This is a genomic window from Pseudomonas sp. TH07 (assembly GCF_016651285.1).
GTDB lineage: Bacteria > Pseudomonadota > Gammaproteobacteria > Pseudomonadales > Pseudomonadaceae > Aquipseudomonas.
Genome location: NZ_JAEKED010000001.1, coordinates 4,450,849 through 4,466,951, shown reverse-complemented (window position 1 = coordinate 4,466,951; position 16,103 = coordinate 4,450,849). Strand labels below are relative to the sequence as shown.

The window sequence follows — 16,103 nt, the reverse complement described above, 5'->3', positions numbered from 1 at the left end:
AAGCGCTGGAACGCCCGCCAACACCGAGGAACTACCCTGGGCTATCGTCCGGACGCCCCGATCCGCTGTCAGGGGCAAACGACAAGGAACGATCAATGAGCGCTACGCAATACGCGATCTGGTTCATCAACAACTCGTCATCCAGCGGCAACGTATGTGTGTATCAGGACCTGGCCAACGTCACGTTCAATAACAGCGACGCCCTCCAGACCCTGGCCTGGATGGTGATGGGAGCCAACCCGGGAACGCAGATCAAGTTCGTCTGGAGCCTGAGCTACGACTTGGTCTGGTTCGACTACGACAGCCCCCTGACCCAGCAAATCATTGCCGCGCCTCCCGGCAACCAGGTCACCCTCAGCCAGAACCAGTACGGCTATACGTTCTCCAAACCCAGCTCGGGAACCGCCGGGGCTCTGGTGATCAAGGCCGATGCGACGGTCGCACCGGTCAACAATGTGATCTGCGGCATCGGCCTGGATGGCGCCGGGACCTTTGGCGTAAAACCCCAACCCAATCAGTTGGGCACCTTCACCCCCTGCACCGGTGCGCTGACGTACTGGATCAGCTTCGGTTACAACGGTGCGACCAATGACGTCATCGATCCGGAAGCCTTGAACCTGTCCCAGCAGATCACCTTCCCCCCCGGCGTCTACAGCATGACCGCGCTCTACAATCTCGACGGCACCTGGACCTTGCAAAGCGGCAGCCCGATCCAGCCTGCCAGCATGACCCAGACTACGCAGGCCAGTCCGATCACCTACAACCCGGCCGAACAGGCGCGCCCCAATACCATGCAGGCCTAATGCCATATTTCCGCCATTTCAGATAAATCCTTACAACGCACAGAATTTTCTGAAACAGATTTGCAGCGGCTGAACTTCCATGGATACTCCGCTCGGGAACTTGTCTAAGCAGGGAGCTGAGCCATGGCCATTTTGTTGAATTCGTCGACGGGCGCATTGCACGCGCTCAAGTCTTGTCATGTATTCGGCCGACTCGCCCAGCGCTGTGACAGCCCACTGACCGCCATCGATATTTCCCTGCTGCACGCCACCGTTCGCTGGAGCTCCCAGCAGTGGTTGCTGACCGACCAGAGCCGCAACGGCTGCCTGCTCAACGAACAGCCCCTGACCCGACACCAACCGGTAGCCATCAAGCTCGGCGACGAAATCCGTTTCGGCATGCTCGATGCCACGCCCTGGCGTGTGGTCGACCTGGCTCCGCCCGCCGACCTGCTGATCCCCCTCGCGCCCCACGTGGAACCGCTCACCCTGCACAACTTCCTGGTGCTGTCCGACGAGGGGCCGCCCTACAGCTGCATTTACCGCACCCCCGACGGTTGCTGGATGCAGGAAACCAGCGACGGCGCGGTCCCGTTGCGCGATGGCGAGCTGCTGCATTTCGATCATCAGGACTGGCGCCTGTCGTACTCCAGCGAAGAGCAGAACACCCTGGTTAGCGCGCCGTCGTCCCTCAGCAGTTGCATGCGCTTCAAGACCAGCCTCGACGAAGAGCATGTGCAACTGACCCTGTTTCGCGGCGCGCAGAGCCTGGAGCTGGGGGAAAGGACCCATCATTACCTGCTGCTGTTGCTTGCCCGCCAGCGCCTGGCCGACGCCGCCCGGGGCTTCGACCTCCATACCCAGGGCTGGCTGGAGCTCGATGACCTGGTGGGCATGCTGGGCCTGGACAAGGCGCACCTGAACATCCAGGTGTTCCGCCTGCGCAAGCAGTTCCAGCAAGCGGTGTCCCAGGGGCTGATCGGCCAGGACTTTATCGAAAGGAGGCGCGGCGGCGTGCGCCTGGGCAGCGTGGCGATCGAGGTCTGGCGGGGCTCATCGCTCGAAGGTCGCTGGCAGCCGGCGACGAGCATGCACCTCCCCCCGACCTCGATGAGCATGTTCGGCCATGAACTCGATATCCCGGTCCTTTGATCTACCCGGCTATGAACTCACCGGCCTGCTCGGCAGCGGAGGCATGGCCTCGGTTTTCCGGGCGCGGCAGAACAGCACCGGGCAGTGGGTCGCGATCAAGCTGCTGCAACTGGACCCCGATGCCGCCGGCAGCCTGAGCGCCCCTCGGCTGACCCGCTTCGATCGCGAAACCGCACTTTGCGCGCGTCTGCACCACCCCCACATCGTGCGCCTGCTGGACAAGGGCACGCTGAATCGACACCTGTATTACGCGGTCTATGAATACCTGCCCGGTGAAACCCTGCGCGAATACATCCTGCGCCAGGGTGCGCTGTCGGCCGCCGAGGCGACCCAGATCATGCTGCAGGTCCTCGACGCCCTGGCCTGCGCCCACGCCCAGGGCATCGTGCACCGCGACCTGAAACCGCAGAACATCATGATCGATGCCGCCAACGCCAGGCCCAGCGCCACGCTGTTTGACTTCGGCATCGGCCTGGCCCTGGATGACGTACCCGCGCCGCTCGACGCCACGGACATCACGGGCACCCCCTCCTATAGCGCTCCGGAACAACTGCGGGGCGAGCCGGCCACGGCAAAGACCGACCTCTATGCCTGGGGCCTGCTGTTTATCGAATGCCTGACCGGGCGCTCGGCCTTTCACGGCGCGACGCTGGCCGAGATCTACCATGCCCAGCTCACGCCCCAGGACCTGCCCCTGCCGCCCGGGCTGGCGGGCCATCCCTTGCAGGAGGTGTTGCGTGCGGCGCTGGCCAAGCAACCCCGAATTCGTGCCGGGGATGCCATCGGGCTTTACCAGCGCCTGGCGTCGGTCAACGTCGACAATCTGCTGCGCCCGATGACCCTGGCCGAACATGATCAGCCCGCTGCTCCCGATCACGAACGGACCTGGATCAACCCCAGCAGCCCCTCGCGCGCGCCCTTCGAAAAACGCCAGGTCACCGCCCTCTATTGCAGCCTCAGCCTGGGCCGCACCGGCTCGACCACGATTGACCTGGAGACGCTCGAAGCCCTGCAGCGTGAGCACCTTTCCACCTCGCTGGACATCGTCCAGCGCCTGGGTGGCCACGCCATGGGCGCGCTGGCCGCGGCCATGCTGTTTTACTTCGGCTACCCCAGGGTCAGCGACCGCAGTGGCCAGCACGCCGCTCGCGCCGCCCTCGAACTGATCGGCCAGACCCGGCGCCGGGCCCAGGCGCTGCGTGCGCAACACGGTGTGGTGCTGGAGATGTCGATCGCCATCCATGTCGGCGACGTGCTGCTGTGCGCCGACATGCAGCCCAGCCAGACCGCCGCCCGGGCCCAGGAGCTGCAACGCCGGGCCGCTCCCGGGCAGATCCGCCTCAGCCAGGATGCCCGGCTGGCCCTGGCCAGGTTTGTCGAGTGCAGCCAAGTGATGCCTCAGATGGCAAGCGACGCGCCGACCTACCTGCTGGTCAGGGAGCACGCCAGCGATGGTTTTTCCTTCCTCGATCACGGCATCGAGGCCATGGCCGGGCGCCAGGTTGAACTGCAGGCGCTGCAGGCCCTGTGGCGCAACACCCTGGCCGACGGCGGGCGGGCCATGCTGCTGTGTGGAGAAGCCGGCGTCGGTAAATCCAGGCTGCTGTTCGAATGGGCCGCCCTCGATGACGGCCTTATTCTGTCGAGCCTGTGCGAGCCGGAACAGCAACATGCGGCGCTGTATCCGGTGCTGCGCTGGGTGCGCCAGTATCTCGAACGCGGCACCAGCGCCCAGCCCCAAGACCGCGTCCAGCGCCTGCACCGCCATCTGGAGGAACTGGGCCTGGATGCCGATCACCTGAGCGTGCTGCTGTGCTCCTGGCTGGGCATCGGCGGCGCGCCCCAGCGGCCGGGTTTCTGGGAAAAACATTCACCCGAACTGCAAAAGCAGATGCTGCTCGATGCCCTCGAACGCCTGCTGCTGTCCATCGGCGAGCGCCAGCCCCTGCGTCTGCTGCTGGAAGATACGCACTGGATCGACCCCAGCAGCGCGGCCTTCCTCGACCAGTTGCTGCCCAAGCTGCAAGGCACCGCCATCTGCCTGGTGATGACCGCGCGAACCGAGGAATCGCCGTGGATCCCCAGGGTCCCGAGCCTGCCCCTGAGCGGCCTGGACCGCGCCACCCTGGAACAGTTGCTGAGCCCCCTGCTGGGTGGCAGACAGATCGACGCCCAGGCCCTGCACAGCATCCATGAACACACGGCGGGGATTCCGCTCTACGTGCAGGAACTGGTGGCCTTCCTGCGCAGTCGCGGCGACCTGGTGCTGAACGGTGACACTTACCAGTTGGCCACTGCGCACCTGCGCGAGCTGTTGCCGGTGAGCCTGCGCGAGACCCTCGGCCACAGCCTGCACCGAGTCGGCGCGGCCAAGCACACCGCGCAACTGGCCGCCGCGCTGGGGCGTGAGTTCGACCCCGAGTTGCTGGCGCAGATTGCCCCATGCGACGACGTGACCCTGCACGCCCACCTGCAGACTCTGCTCAGCGTGGGCCTGGTCTCGCGCTGCCGCCAGGTGGGCGATGCGCACTACATTTTCAAGCACGCGCTGCTGCGCACCGCGGCCTACGACAGCATGCCGCGCGCGGCCCGGGAACAGGCACACGGACGGATCGCCGCCGCTCTCGAAGCTCGCCTGTGCGCCAGTGGCCAGGGCGAACAGGGCGTGCTGGCGCACCATCACGCTGCCGCCGCCCAATATGAGCAGGCTCTGCACTGGAGTGGACAAGCCACCGAGCAAGCCCTGCAACGGGCCCTGTATGACGCGGCCCTGGACCTGATCGCCGAGGCCGAACCCTGGCTCGAACAGCTGCCACGCTCCCGGCGCCAGGGCCCGGAACTGCGCCTCTATCGCCTCAAGATCAGCGCCTTGATGGCCCGCCATGGCTGGGCCAACGAGCGGGTGCGCAACACCGCGAACCGCGCTCATCAGTTGGCCCTGCGCTCGACCAACGCCGAGCACACCCCCGCCCTGCTCTGGTCGCTGGCGACCTACCACCATGTGGCCAGCCACCGCCGCGAAGTCCGGCAGATCGTCGCCCAGTTGTATAACCGCCAAAGCGCCTCCAGCGAGGAGCGCATCGCCGCCCTGGTGCTGGCCGGCAGCGCGGCCTGGATCGACGGCCACTACGGCCTGGCGCGCGAGCACCTGCAACAGGCCGTGGCGCTGCCCCGGTCATCCCAGCGCGTGGAACAGACCCTGTTGTACGGCCTGGACTGCGGCATCTGGGCGCAATCGGTGCTGGCCTGCGTCACCTGGTTTACCCACACCGACGACAGCCTGGCCCACGGTCTGGCCGCGGATGCCGTGCGCCAGGCCCGCGAGCTCGATCATGTGCCTTCCCTGGGCCTGGCCCTGATGTACCAGGCCTATATCCACCAGTACGCCGGCGACCTGCAGCAGACCGCACAGGTCTGCGGACAACTGGTGGAGCTGGCCACGACCTATGGCTTGCCGGCATACGGGGCCTACGGCGAGTTGATTCAAAGCTGGACCCAGGCCTCATTCGCCAGGGCCAGCCGCACCATCGACCAGTTGCGGCAACTGGGCTGCCTGCTGGGGCATACCTACTTCCACGGCTTGATGGCCGACATCCAGTCCCACCAGGGCCATCAGGCCGAGGCCCTGAGCCTGTGCAACAGCAGCCTGGCGCTGTGCGACGAACTGGGCGAACGCTACTACCAGCCCGAACTGCTGCGTCTGAAAGCCCGGGTGCTGTCGCGCCAGGGGGCCCAGCGCAATGCCACGGAGATTGCCGACACCCTGCAACAGGCCTGCGCCCTGGCCGAACAGATGCAGATGTCGCGTTCCCGGCGCGATGCACAAAAGGACATGAGCAATTTGTTTCACTAACCGCGCTGCAAACAAGGAGTTGTCATGGAGCACAAGGTCTCAACGTCGGTATACGACGAATTTTTGCTGTACCGCGCCCAAGTCATTCGCGCCGTGGCCCTGGCCTGGCAGGACGAGGGCTTCAAGGCCGCACTCCGGGAAAACCCCCGGGCGGCGGTGCGCCAGTACCTGAACTATGAAATCCCCTTCGCCCTGGAAATCGACGTGATCTTCGACAACGCCGAGTTCCGTCCGGAAACCGTGGTCGACTGGCTGGTGAAGAAAACCGACCGCCTGCAACTGCACCTGCCCCCGGCGCCACCGGCGAATCAGCAGGCCGAGGCCCTGGCGGCCTACAACCTGCAGTTCCTGACCTTCCTGCAACCCCAGACCCGCTGAAGGAGCCACGCCATGCCACGCCTCAACGAAGTACCCAGCCAGGAAGTGCTGCTTGAATTCTCCGAAGTCTATTTGCGCGCCGTGGCCCTGTCCTGGGGTGACAACGACATCAGCGTGGCTTTCCGCCAGCTGTTTATCGAATCGCCGAAACAGGCCCTGATCGACTACTTCGGCTATATCGTGCCGTGGAACATCGACCTGGTGATTACCCCCTGCGACCCCAGCCAGGGCTGGAACGGCCGGGAGTGGTTGCTGCCGCCCAACCGCATGACCTTCAGCATCCCCGAGACGCCTGCTCTTGAGGAGCAGGCCATTGCGCTGGCGGCCTACAACGACGCCGGGCCGATCTACCTGTTTACCTGCTGCTGAGGACCTTGCGTCATGCCGGATCAGATACGCCCGCGGGCACCACAAACCTGCCCCAGAATCGCGCCAGGCTTTGCCTTGCATCGGCTGGACGACGACAGCCTGGTGGTGGTGAGTGAGTCCAGGCGCGCCCTGATCCGGCTCAAGGGTCTGGGGCTGGTAGCCCCCCTGATCGATGGGGGGCATACCGGCTCGCAGATCATTGATCAATTGGCGGGGCGTCTCGACGGCCCGCAAGTAGAAAGCATCCTGCAAGCCCTGGCGCACGCCGCCTACATCCAGCTGCACGCACCGCCACAGAGCGACGAGGCCCGCGCCGAACAGGCCTTCTGGCGCCAGGCTTCAGGGCGGGATGGGGCGGAGCCACCGCTGAGCCAGGTCGATCTGGTGCGCACCGCCAGCGTCAGCCTGGAACGCTTCGAGCGATGTCGGCAGGCCCTGCAATTGGCCGGGATCGAGGTGCAGGCAGACGCTGCACTGAAGCTGGTGCTGTGCGATGACTACCGCTGCCCCGAACTGCACGGGTTGTGCCGGCAGGCGCAACAGCAAGGCCGCCCCGTGCTGCTGGCCAGGCCCAATGGCCTGACGCCAAGCATCGGGCCCTTTATCGAACTGCCGCAGAGCGCCTGCATCGATTGCCTGCGGTTCTGGATCGGCACCCAGAAGCCCCTGGAGACCTGGCTGGAACAGCAAGGGTCGCCGACCTATGCCCGCCCGCCTCTGACCTTCGGGCCGGCCAGTGAAATGGGGTGCCACGGGCTGTTGATCATGGCCATCGAACACTGGTTCAGCCAACAGGACGGCAGCCCCCGGCAGGCCTGGGACATCCTGTCGCTGGACACCCGAACCCTGCAGACACAGGCCCACACCCTGGTCAAACGCCCCCAGTGCCCAGGCTGCGGAACGCCCGACCTGATGACTCTCCAGGCCTGGCGCCAGCCTTGCCTGAAGGCTGCGCCCGGCCAGCGGCTCGAAGGCGGCTACCGCCATCAGCGCGCGCAGCGGACCTATGAGCGCTACCGGCATCTGGTCAGCTCCCTGACCGGGCCGATCTGCTACCTGCACACCATGCCCCGGCGGCATGACGGCCTGCGCCAGGTCTATGTGTCCGGCTACATGGTGCGGCCCGACCTACAGGCCCCGGGGCTGGCCATCGACAAGGTCTGCGCCGGCAAAGGCGCGACCGCCGAACAGGCCCGCACCAGTGCCCTGTGCGAGGCTCTGGAACGATTCAGTGGGGTCTATCAGGGCGATGAGGCCCGTACCCGGGCGCGCCAGGTGGACCTTGCCGAACCCAGCCTGGGCTTCAATCCGTTGCAGCAGTTCAGTGAGCGGCAATTCGCCCGGCGCCAGCAGATCAACGCCGGCACCCGCGATGTCCGGCAACAGGTACCCCTGCCCTGGGATCACCGGACCGCCATCGACTGGACCCCGGCCTGGTCCCTGAGCCAGCAGCGCTGGTGCCAGGTGCCCCTGGCCTACTGCTATGCCCAGGCCCCGGAAGAGTCCGGGCTGGCGTTCGGCATCCACAACCCCAATGGCACCGCGGCCGGCACCAGTGTGGCGGAGGCGTTGCTCCAGGGCACCCTGGAGTTGGTGGAGCGGGATGCGACGGCCATCTGGTGGTACAACCGGCTGCAACGCCCGGGGCTCGACCTGACCAGCTTCAACGACCCGTATTTCAACCAACTGGCGGCGGACTACGCGGGGCTCGGCTGGCAGCTCTGGGTCCTGGACCTGACCCACGACCTGGAGATACCGGTGTGCGCCGCCGTGGCCTGGCATCCCGAGGAAGACCGCCACGCCCTGGGCTTCGGCTGCCACCTCGATCCGCACCTGGCGGTGCAGCGCGCGCTGACCGAGGTCAACCAGCTGTTCGATCCGCTGGTGCGCGGTCCCGATCCCTGGAATCGCCAACTGCTGGCAGACGCCAGTTTTCTGCAACCCCTCGGCAGCCGTTCGGCTCGGGACTTCACCCAGGTAGCAGCGCAATCCCTGGAACAGGCCTTGGACCACTGCCAGCGCGTGTTCGAACGGCAAGGCCTGGAATGGCTGATGGTGGACAAGACCCGTCCCGATCTCGGCTTGAATGTGGTGCAGGCCATCGTGCCCGGGCTGCGCCATTTCTGGCCGCGCTTCGCAGCCGGGCGCCTGTATGACGTGCCCTGCACCCTGGGTTGGCGAACCGCACCCCTCGACGAGAGCGAGCTCAACCCGGCGCCGCTGTTTCTATAGCAGCGTCAAGGGCGGTTCGGCGACAGGATCAATGCAGGCGGGCAGGCTCGGCCGCTGCAAGTTGCGCCTGCCAGGCGGCGCGGCACTCCTCGGCCTCATCGCGGCTGGCGAACGCCGTACCGCGCTGCTCACCGTTGAGCAGGACTACCCAGCACACACTGCGCCCCAGGGCACGCAGGCTGGGCGGTACACCGCTGCCAATCATGACGGCGACATCGACTCTGCTGTGCATCGCATTCCCTCCGGAAGTAGTTAGCAGGCTAACGATGTTGGCCATGCTAATCATTTCCGGTCCCGGGAAACAGCCGCGTCCTGCACAGCTTTGTTGCAGCCGCGGCAACAATTACCGGCGCGGTGCGGCCTGCTCGGGTTTGTAGCCCAGGCGCAGGCCACCCCAGTGCCGCCCCTTGACCATGATCGGCACCGACAGGTCGTGCATCAGTTCGCCGGTGTCGCGGGTGTAGGTCTGTAGCAGCAGCGCCTGCTGATGGCTGCCACAGCGGATGCCGGTGCGGTCCTCGAACTTGCGCTTGGTGCGGTTATGCAGGGTGTCGACCTGGGGGTCGCCGGTCAGTGGCTGGGAAAACACCTGGTTGTGGGTGGGCACATAACCCTGAGGGGTGCAGGCGATGGCAAACACCAGACCGTCGTGGCGGGTCAGCAATGACTCCTGGATCGCCGGCAGCACCTGGTCGGTGTAGCGGTCGAAACGGGTCTGGTACTTGGCCGGTGCCGTGTTGGGGATCAGTTGGTAGCTGCGGTCGAACAAATCGTCGAGGGCAACCCGGTTGTGCTCCACATCGGTCTCGAACTGCTGCGCGATGCGGTTCGCCCCCTCCCGGGCCAGGTCGTAGACCCGCTGGTGATAATCGTCCAGGCCGACCTCGGCCAGGCGCTCGCTGATGGTTTCGGCCTGGCCCTCCATCTGCACCGCGGCGTCGGCCAGGCTGCGGGTCTGCTGGTCGCTGATGGCCAGGTCGCTACGCATCTGCTCCACCGCATGGAACAGGCTGTCCAGCTGTTCGCGGTTGGTTTGCGCACCCCGGGCAATCTCGCTGACCTGGCCTTCGACCCCGGCCGCCAGGCGCGCGATGTCTTCCAGGTGTTGGCCGGTGTGCTCGACCTGCTCCACCCCAATGGTGAGGTCGGCGGACAGCTGGCGGATCTGCTCCACCACCTGGGCCGTGCGCTGCTGGATATCCGCCACCATCACCCCGACCTCGTCGGTGGCCGTGGCCGTGCGTCCGGCCAGGCCGCGCACTTCATCGGCCACCACCGCAAAGCCGCGGCCATGCTCGCCGGCCCGCGCAGCTTCGATGGCGGCGTTGAGCGCCAACAGATTGGTCTGGCTGGCAATCGACTGGATGACCAGGGTCACGCGCTGGATCTCTTCGCTGCGCTGGCTCAGGGCTTCGATCAATTCGCGGCTGGCATTGGCGCGCTGGCTGAGCTGGTGCATGCGGGTGATGGACTCGGCCAGCACGCTGCGGCCTTCGGCACTGCGCTCGTGGGCCTGGCTGGCGGCGCCCAGGGCCTCGCGGCTGAGCTGAGAGGTGGCCTGCTCGGTCTGGATCATGACCTCGGCACTGCTGACAATCCGCGCCGCCGAATCGAGCTGGGATTGCAGTTTGCCTGCCAGCTGCTTCACCGAAAACGCCACGCCGGCGGCGGACAACGCGTTATGGCTGGTGCTGTAGGACAGGTCGCGGGTCAGCGCGGCCATGTCGCCCTGCTCGGCAGACACACTGGCCACGGGCACCTTGCGCGAGCGCAGGCGCGGCAGCCAGATCACCAGCACCGCCAGTGGCAGGCACAGGTACAGCGGCCAGCCCCACAGGGCCAGGCCACTTAACAGCAGCATCAGGGCGATGCTCTGCAGAGTCGGCGCCCACCAGCGGCTGGCGGTGTCGGGTAGTTGAGCCGGTTGCGCAGCGGCAACCGATAGAGATCCGTCCCTTGTCACATTGATTACCCCGAGCAGTTTCTAATTGTTTGCAAGCATTAGACGATACTAGAACGCCATTATCCATGGTCCCTTAGTCGGGGGGTTGCAGCAGGTCAATGGATGGGGTCAGTCAGTTGGCGGGGATTTTCGATGTCAGCAGCAATATCAAAATGATCCTATAACCGCTGCCGTCGGGATGCGCTGACCCTGAGTGCGCTGTGGCGTGTCGGATACATGAGGAGGTTTGTGTAGCCGCTGCCGAGGCACGGGACTGCGCTGGCCGGGATGGACGCCGTGGGGGAGTCAGGTAAATGTGCGGTGTTTGGACGGGCCCGTGCAGCCTGCGGCAGCGGCCACAGGCCAAAGGCAAAAATCTGGGACTTGGCGCCGCCGGCGTAGCGGCGGCGCTGATGGCATCAGGCTTGGCGCTGGTGCTTGTCGATCTGCTCGTGGCGCTCTTGGGCTTCGATGCAGTACTTGGTGGTCGGGCTGATCAACAGGCGCTTGAGGCCGATGGCCTCGCCGCTGTCGTCGCACCAGCCGAAGCTGTCGTCACCGATCCGACCCAGGGCCTGTTCGAGCTGCGGCAGCATGCGCTGGTCGCGGTCGATGGAGTTGACCAGCCAGGTGCGCTCTTCTTCGACCGAAGCGGCGTCGGCCGGGTCAGCCGGGGTGTCCAGGCTTTCAATGGCGATGCGGTTCTGCTCGATGCGCTCGTGGGTTTCCACCTTCATGGCTTGCAGCAGCTCAGTGAAAAAAGCCAGTTGCTCGGCATTCATGTAGTCATCCGCCGGCATGGCCAGCAACTTTTCCTTTGTCATTGATTTCTCTATAAAAAATACGTGCATTAAGGCGAATTAGGGAGCGTTCCGGTCGACCCTCTGGGGTCTCTGGAAAGGCGCCATACATTCCAAGCGCCACCCGGCACTCAATTTACGAGGGGCGGCAGTCTAAGGCCGGTTTGAGGCCTCAGCAACTGAAATGAGAGTCAATCTGTCCGACAAAGCGCCGAAAGCCCGCTATTGCGGGCTTTGTCGGTACAGATCGGAGTGCGTTTATAACAAAAAATTCCATCCTGAGGGGTCTTTTAGAAGACAAACGGCAGTGCCATTCGAGAAAAACCGGGCACTGCCCCCTGAAAAACCGCTTTTTCAGAACACCGTCTCGACCTTGACCCCGCCGATGACTGCCGAATCCACTTCGCGCACGCCGCCCGGATTTTTCACGTATTGCAGGTTCGGCCGTACCGTCAGCCACTGGGTGACGTGAACCCCGTAGTACAACTCCGAACTGTATTCACTGCGCTGCAACGGGATATAGCCGGGGTTGTCGTAATCGCCGATGCCGTTGACCTGGTTCTGCAACTGGGCGCGCTCGCGATAATCGCTGTTGGTGTGCACCCGGGCCACGCCAAAACCGATGGCGTCCTTGGGCCGTGCATCGAACGGCCCGTTGTACACCAGCCCGGCCTGGATGAAGTGGTCGACCTGATTGGTGTCCTTGTCATGCAGGGTCAGGTTGGCGAACAACGACAGGCCACGGCTGGCGTCCCCGGCATGCCGAGTCACCTGCTGCTGGGCCACCAGCCAGTAGCCGGACTTGCTGCCATGGGTGCGCAGGTCATTGCCGGTCAGAGGTTGCGGCTGGCCGTTGAGGTCCTTGAGCACGTCGTTGGCCTTGGCCGTGCTGTAGTAGTAACCGGCGCGGTACTCGCCGGGCAGACCGTTGACCTTGGGCGACCACACCACCTCCACCGGCAGGAGCGTGCCCTGGGTGCCACTGCCGTCGAGCTTGAAGCCATTGCCGGTCTCCAGGTTCGACGGGTTCTGGTTGTAGGCGCCGATCTGCACGAACCACTGCGGGTTGATGCTGTACCTGACCCGCCCGGCCAATTGGCTGACCGGCCAGTTGTACCAGATGCCCCCCGCCCAGTTGCCGACCTGGGAACCGCAGAAGGTCAGGCTCTGGAAGTCGCAGGGAAAGCTGTTGAAGTCTTCTCCGGGGCCGAAGCGACCGAGCTTCACGTCCAGCGCCCCGTCCTGCAAAAAGCCCTTGCTGAACCACAGCTGGGTCAGGCGCCAGGTCTGCCCACGGCCATAGACTTCCTGGGACGAGGTGTAGCCGCCAACCCGCGGGTCGGCGATGCGGTCGTTGGTCAGGCTGCGGCCGTCGCGCTCGGTGATCGCCAGTTTGAACTGGGCATTCTCCAGGCCCATGGCCTTTTGCAGATCGACCTTGAGACCGAACACGAACTGCTCGGTCCAGCGCGCGGTCCGGTCGTCGTTGTAACCGCCCTTGAGGTTGCTGGCGAACTCGCCACCGTGCTCGAGCTGGACGTCGTAGCCTTTATTCAGCCACTCGGTACGCAGGCCGCCCCAGTCGCCGGTCAGCCATTTCGAGTCGGCAGCGAACGCGTCCGCCGCCTGGCCGTGGTCGGCAAAACCGATGGCTGCCAGCAACAGGCAGGGGGAAAGGTAACGCGGGTCTTTTCTTGCGCCCATGGCAAAGCTCACCTCTATTTATTGTTGTTAAGGTTTTTTTGATGCGGGTTGTGGGGGTGCTGCGGGTATTGGCAGGTCTTCGGTCAGCCCGGGTCGATCGTGGCCGGACCGTGACCGGGGCCGGTGGCGACAAGGCGCGACACCGGCCCCGGCCCTTGCTGCACAGGGGCTGGCAAGCCAGCCGCGGTGCCTGTGGTCAAGGGCGCGATGTGCGCATCAGCGCTTGAGCTTGCGCTTGTTGCGGTACTGGTCGATGACCACCGCCACCACAATGATCAGGCCCTTGATGATGTCCTGGATGTAGGCATCGACCCCGACAAAGGTAAAGCCGCTGGCCATGACCCCGAGGATCAACGCGCCGATCACGGTGCCGGTGATGCGCCCGACCCCACCGGCCAGGCTGGTGCCGCCGATCACGGCCGCGGCGATGGCGTCCAGTTCATAGGACATGCCCATCCCCGCCTGCCCGGTGGCGGCCCGTGCCGAGGCCACCACCCCGGCCAGGCCCGCCAGCAGCCCGGCGATGCTGTAGACGATCACCAGGTGGCGCTTGACGTTGATCCCCGAGGTCCGCGCCGCCTGCATATTGCCGCCGATGGCGTAGGTGTACTTGCCGTACTTGGTGTAGCGCAGGGCGATGTGGAAGATCACCGCCACCACCAGGAAAATCACCACCGGCATCGCCCCGTGGCCGATGGCGGTGTAGGAGTCCGAGAGCATGCTCACCGGCTGGCCTTCGGTGTAGTAGCGGGCCAGGCCCCGGGCCGAAACCATCATGCCGAGGGTGGCAATAAAGGGAGGGATACCGGTGATGGCGATGATGCTGCCGTTGATCGCCCCCGCCAGCAGCCCGACCCCCAGCCCGGCGATCACCGGGATCCACACCGGAAGGTCGGTCAATGAGGGGAACACCGCCCGGGCAAAGTCCGAGGTCTGCGCCAGGCTGGCGGCGATCATCGCCGACAGCGCCAGCACCGAGCCAGACGACAGGTCGATGCCGGTGGTGATGATCACCTGGGTCACGCCGATGGCCAGCAGGCCGATGATCGACACCTGCAAGATCATCAGCACCAGGCGCTGGGAGTTCATCAGGAAGCTTTGATCACGCACGATCCAGCCGAACACTTCGAAGACCAGACCGATGCCGATCAGCACCAGGAAAATACTCAGCTCGGTCGGCAACCGACGACGCGCTCGGGTCGGCGCCGTGGCAGGTTTGTTTTCCAGTATCGCGTTCATAACCATTCACCTTTTATGTCCGTGGCCGACGGCGAACCACTGCGCCCTCGACCTCAATGCCTGTAAGAACTAGTGGACCAGGGCCATGCCCGAGGCCAGTTGCATGACACGTTCCTGAGTCGCTTCGGCACGGTCGAGGGTGCCCATCAGCTCGCCTTCGTGCATGACCATGACCCGGTCACTCATGCCCAGCACTTCGGGGAGTTCCGAGGAAATCATGATCACCGCCATGCCCTCGCTGGCGAGGAACGAGATCAGCCGATAGATCTCGGCCTTGGCCCCGACGTCGATGCCGCGGGTCGGCTCGTCGAGGATCAGGATCCGCGGGTTGGTCATCAGCCAGCGCGCCAGCAGGGCCTTTTGCTGATTGCCGCCCGACAGGGTGTCGATGCACTGCTCCAGCGACGGGGTCTTGACCCGCAGCTTCTGGCACATGTCCTCGCACAGGGCACGCAAGGCCTTTTGCTGGACGAAACCACCGCCGGCGTAATGGGGCAGCACCGCCACCTCCATGTTTTCCAGGACCGACAGGCAGGGGAACAGGCCACTGAGCTTGCGATCCTCGGTCAGCAGGGCAAAGCCCTTCTCGATGGCCAGGTGCGGGTTGCCGATGCGCAATGGCTGGCCGTCGAGGCGGATTTCGCCGCCGTCGCTGGGGGTGATGCCGAACAGGGTTTCGGCGACGTTGGTCCGCCCCGAGCCCATCAGCCCGGCGATGCCGAGAATCTCCCCGGCGTGCAAGTCGAACGACACCCCGGCGAAGATCCCGTCCAGGCGCAGGTCGCGCACCGACAGCAGCAGATCGCCGATGGGCTTTTCCCGCACCGGGAACAACTGGCTCAGCTCGCGCCCGACCATCATCGAGATCAGGCTGTCGCCGTCCATGCTGTCGGCGCGTTGCAGGCCGATGTAGGCGCCGTCGCGAAACACCGCGACTTCATCGGCGATGGCGAACACTTCATTCATTTTGTGGGTGATATAGATGATGCCCTTACCCTGGGCCTTGAGGTCGGCAATGATCGAAAACAGGTGCGCCACCTCCTTGTCGGTGATGGCCGAGGTCGGCTCATCCATGATCAGCACATCGGAGTCGTAGGACACCGCCTTGGCAATCTCGACCATCTGCCGTTCGGCGATGCTCAGGTTGCCCACCTGCTCCTCGGGGTCGAGGTCGATGCGCAGGCGCTCCAGCAGCCGGGCGGTGCAGCGGTGCATCTCGCGGTGATCGATCATGTGCAGGCCGTTGAGTTGCTCACGGCCGATCCAGATATTTTCGGCGATGCTCATGTGCGGCATCAGGTTGAGTTCCTGGTGGATCATCGCGATCCCCGCCTGCAACGCCGCAAGCGGCGTGTCGAACACCACGGGCCGGCCCTTGAGCCGCAACTCGCCGGCATCGGGCTGGTAAATGCCGGCGATGATTTTCATCAGGGTCGACTTGCCCGCACCGTTCTCGCCCATCAGCGCCAGCACCGTGCCCGGGCGCACCCGCAGCTGCACATCGGACAGGGCAATCACACCGGGAAAGCCCTTGCTGACGTTGATCACTTCCAGCAGGTAGGGTTCATCCGTGGCCAGGGCGCCGGGCGGAATCGCCAGCGGCGCAGTGCTCACAGCAGTCGCGCGAGAGAACATGATCAGGTACTCCATCA

Annotated in this window: 12 protein-coding genes; 6 read left to right on the top strand and 6 right to left on the bottom strand. The window is 64.9% G+C overall.

Features of this window, described 5'->3' with window-relative positions:
* The first annotated feature begins 95 nt into the window (after positions 1 to 95).
* The 6 genes from JFU57_RS20770 to JFU57_RS20745 all read left to right on the top strand — a co-directional run bounded on the left by JFU57_RS20770 (position 96) and on the right by JFU57_RS20745 (position 8,766).
* On the top strand, positions 96 to 803 hold the full coding sequence (locus JFU57_RS20770) for a hypothetical protein (protein WP_201130631.1): 708 nt from the start codon (positions 96 to 98) through the stop codon (positions 801 to 803).
* A 123-nt stretch (positions 804 to 926) separates the two neighbouring features.
* A complete protein-coding gene (locus JFU57_RS20765) occupies positions 927 to 1,934 on the top strand; it encodes an FHA domain-containing protein (protein ID WP_201130630.1) in 1,008 nt (335 codons plus the stop codon).
* Entirely contained in the window at positions 1,909 to 5,787 is a 3,879-nt protein-coding gene (locus JFU57_RS20760; protein WP_201130629.1) for a TOMM system kinase/cyclase fusion protein, read from the top strand. The genes JFU57_RS20765 and JFU57_RS20760 overlap by 26 nt, the downstream gene beginning before the upstream one ends.
* 24 nt (positions 5,788 to 5,811) lie before the next feature.
* Positions 5,812 to 6,165, top strand: coding sequence for a BMA_0021/BMA_0022 family TOMM bacteriocin (locus JFU57_RS20755; RefSeq protein ID WP_201130628.1), 354 nt, complete (start codon positions 5,812 to 5,814; stop codon positions 6,163 to 6,165).
* 12 nt (positions 6,166 to 6,177) lie between these two features.
* Entirely contained in the window at positions 6,178 to 6,534 is a 357-nt protein-coding gene (locus JFU57_RS20750; protein WP_201130627.1) for a BMA_0021/BMA_0022 family TOMM bacteriocin, read from the top strand.
* Between the two features lie 12 nt (positions 6,535 to 6,546).
* Positions 6,547 to 8,766 carry a TOMM precursor leader peptide-binding protein gene (locus tag JFU57_RS20745; RefSeq protein ID WP_201130626.1) on the top strand — a complete coding sequence of 740 codons (2,220 nt, stop codon included), beginning with the start codon at positions 6,547 to 6,549 and terminating at the stop codon, positions 8,764 to 8,766.
* Between the two features lie 28 nt (positions 8,767 to 8,794).
* Here the strand turns inward: JFU57_RS20745 and JFU57_RS20740 are convergent, their stop codons facing one another.
* From JFU57_RS20740 to JFU57_RS20715, 6 genes are all read right to left on the bottom strand, one after another.
* Complete coding sequence (locus JFU57_RS20740; RefSeq protein WP_078471461.1) at positions 8,795 to 8,998, bottom strand: hypothetical protein; 204 nt, start codon at positions 8,996 to 8,998, stop codon at positions 8,795 to 8,797.
* A 111-nt stretch (positions 8,999 to 9,109) separates the two neighbouring features.
* Positions 9,110 to 10,342 carry a methyl-accepting chemotaxis protein gene (locus JFU57_RS20735; RefSeq protein ID WP_446739676.1) on the bottom strand — a complete coding sequence of 411 codons (1,233 nt, stop codon included), beginning with the start codon at positions 10,340 to 10,342 and terminating at the stop codon, positions 9,110 to 9,112.
* A gap of 785 nt (positions 10,343 to 11,127) precedes the next feature.
* The gene (locus tag JFU57_RS20730) at positions 11,128 to 11,532 is read right to left on the bottom strand and encodes a TraR/DksA family transcriptional regulator (RefSeq protein WP_020300610.1); all 405 of its coding nucleotides are present in this window, start codon (positions 11,530 to 11,532) and stop codon (positions 11,128 to 11,130) included.
* Positions 11,533 to 11,862: 330 nt separating this feature from the next.
* Complete coding sequence (locus JFU57_RS20725) at positions 11,863 to 13,212, bottom strand: carbohydrate porin (protein WP_201130624.1); 1,350 nt, start codon at positions 13,210 to 13,212, stop codon at positions 11,863 to 11,865.
* A 216-nt stretch (positions 13,213 to 13,428) separates the two neighbouring features.
* Positions 13,429 to 14,451 carry an ABC transporter permease gene (locus JFU57_RS20720; protein WP_020300609.1) on the bottom strand — a complete coding sequence of 341 codons (1,023 nt, stop codon included), beginning with the start codon at positions 14,449 to 14,451 and terminating at the stop codon, positions 13,429 to 13,431.
* 69 nt (positions 14,452 to 14,520) lie between these two features.
* Positions 14,521 to 16,086: a sugar ABC transporter ATP-binding protein gene (locus JFU57_RS20715; protein ID WP_201130623.1), complete on the bottom strand. Its 1,566-nt coding sequence runs from the start codon at positions 16,084 to 16,086 to the stop codon at positions 14,521 to 14,523.
* Positions 16,087 to 16,103: the final 17 nt, after the last annotated feature.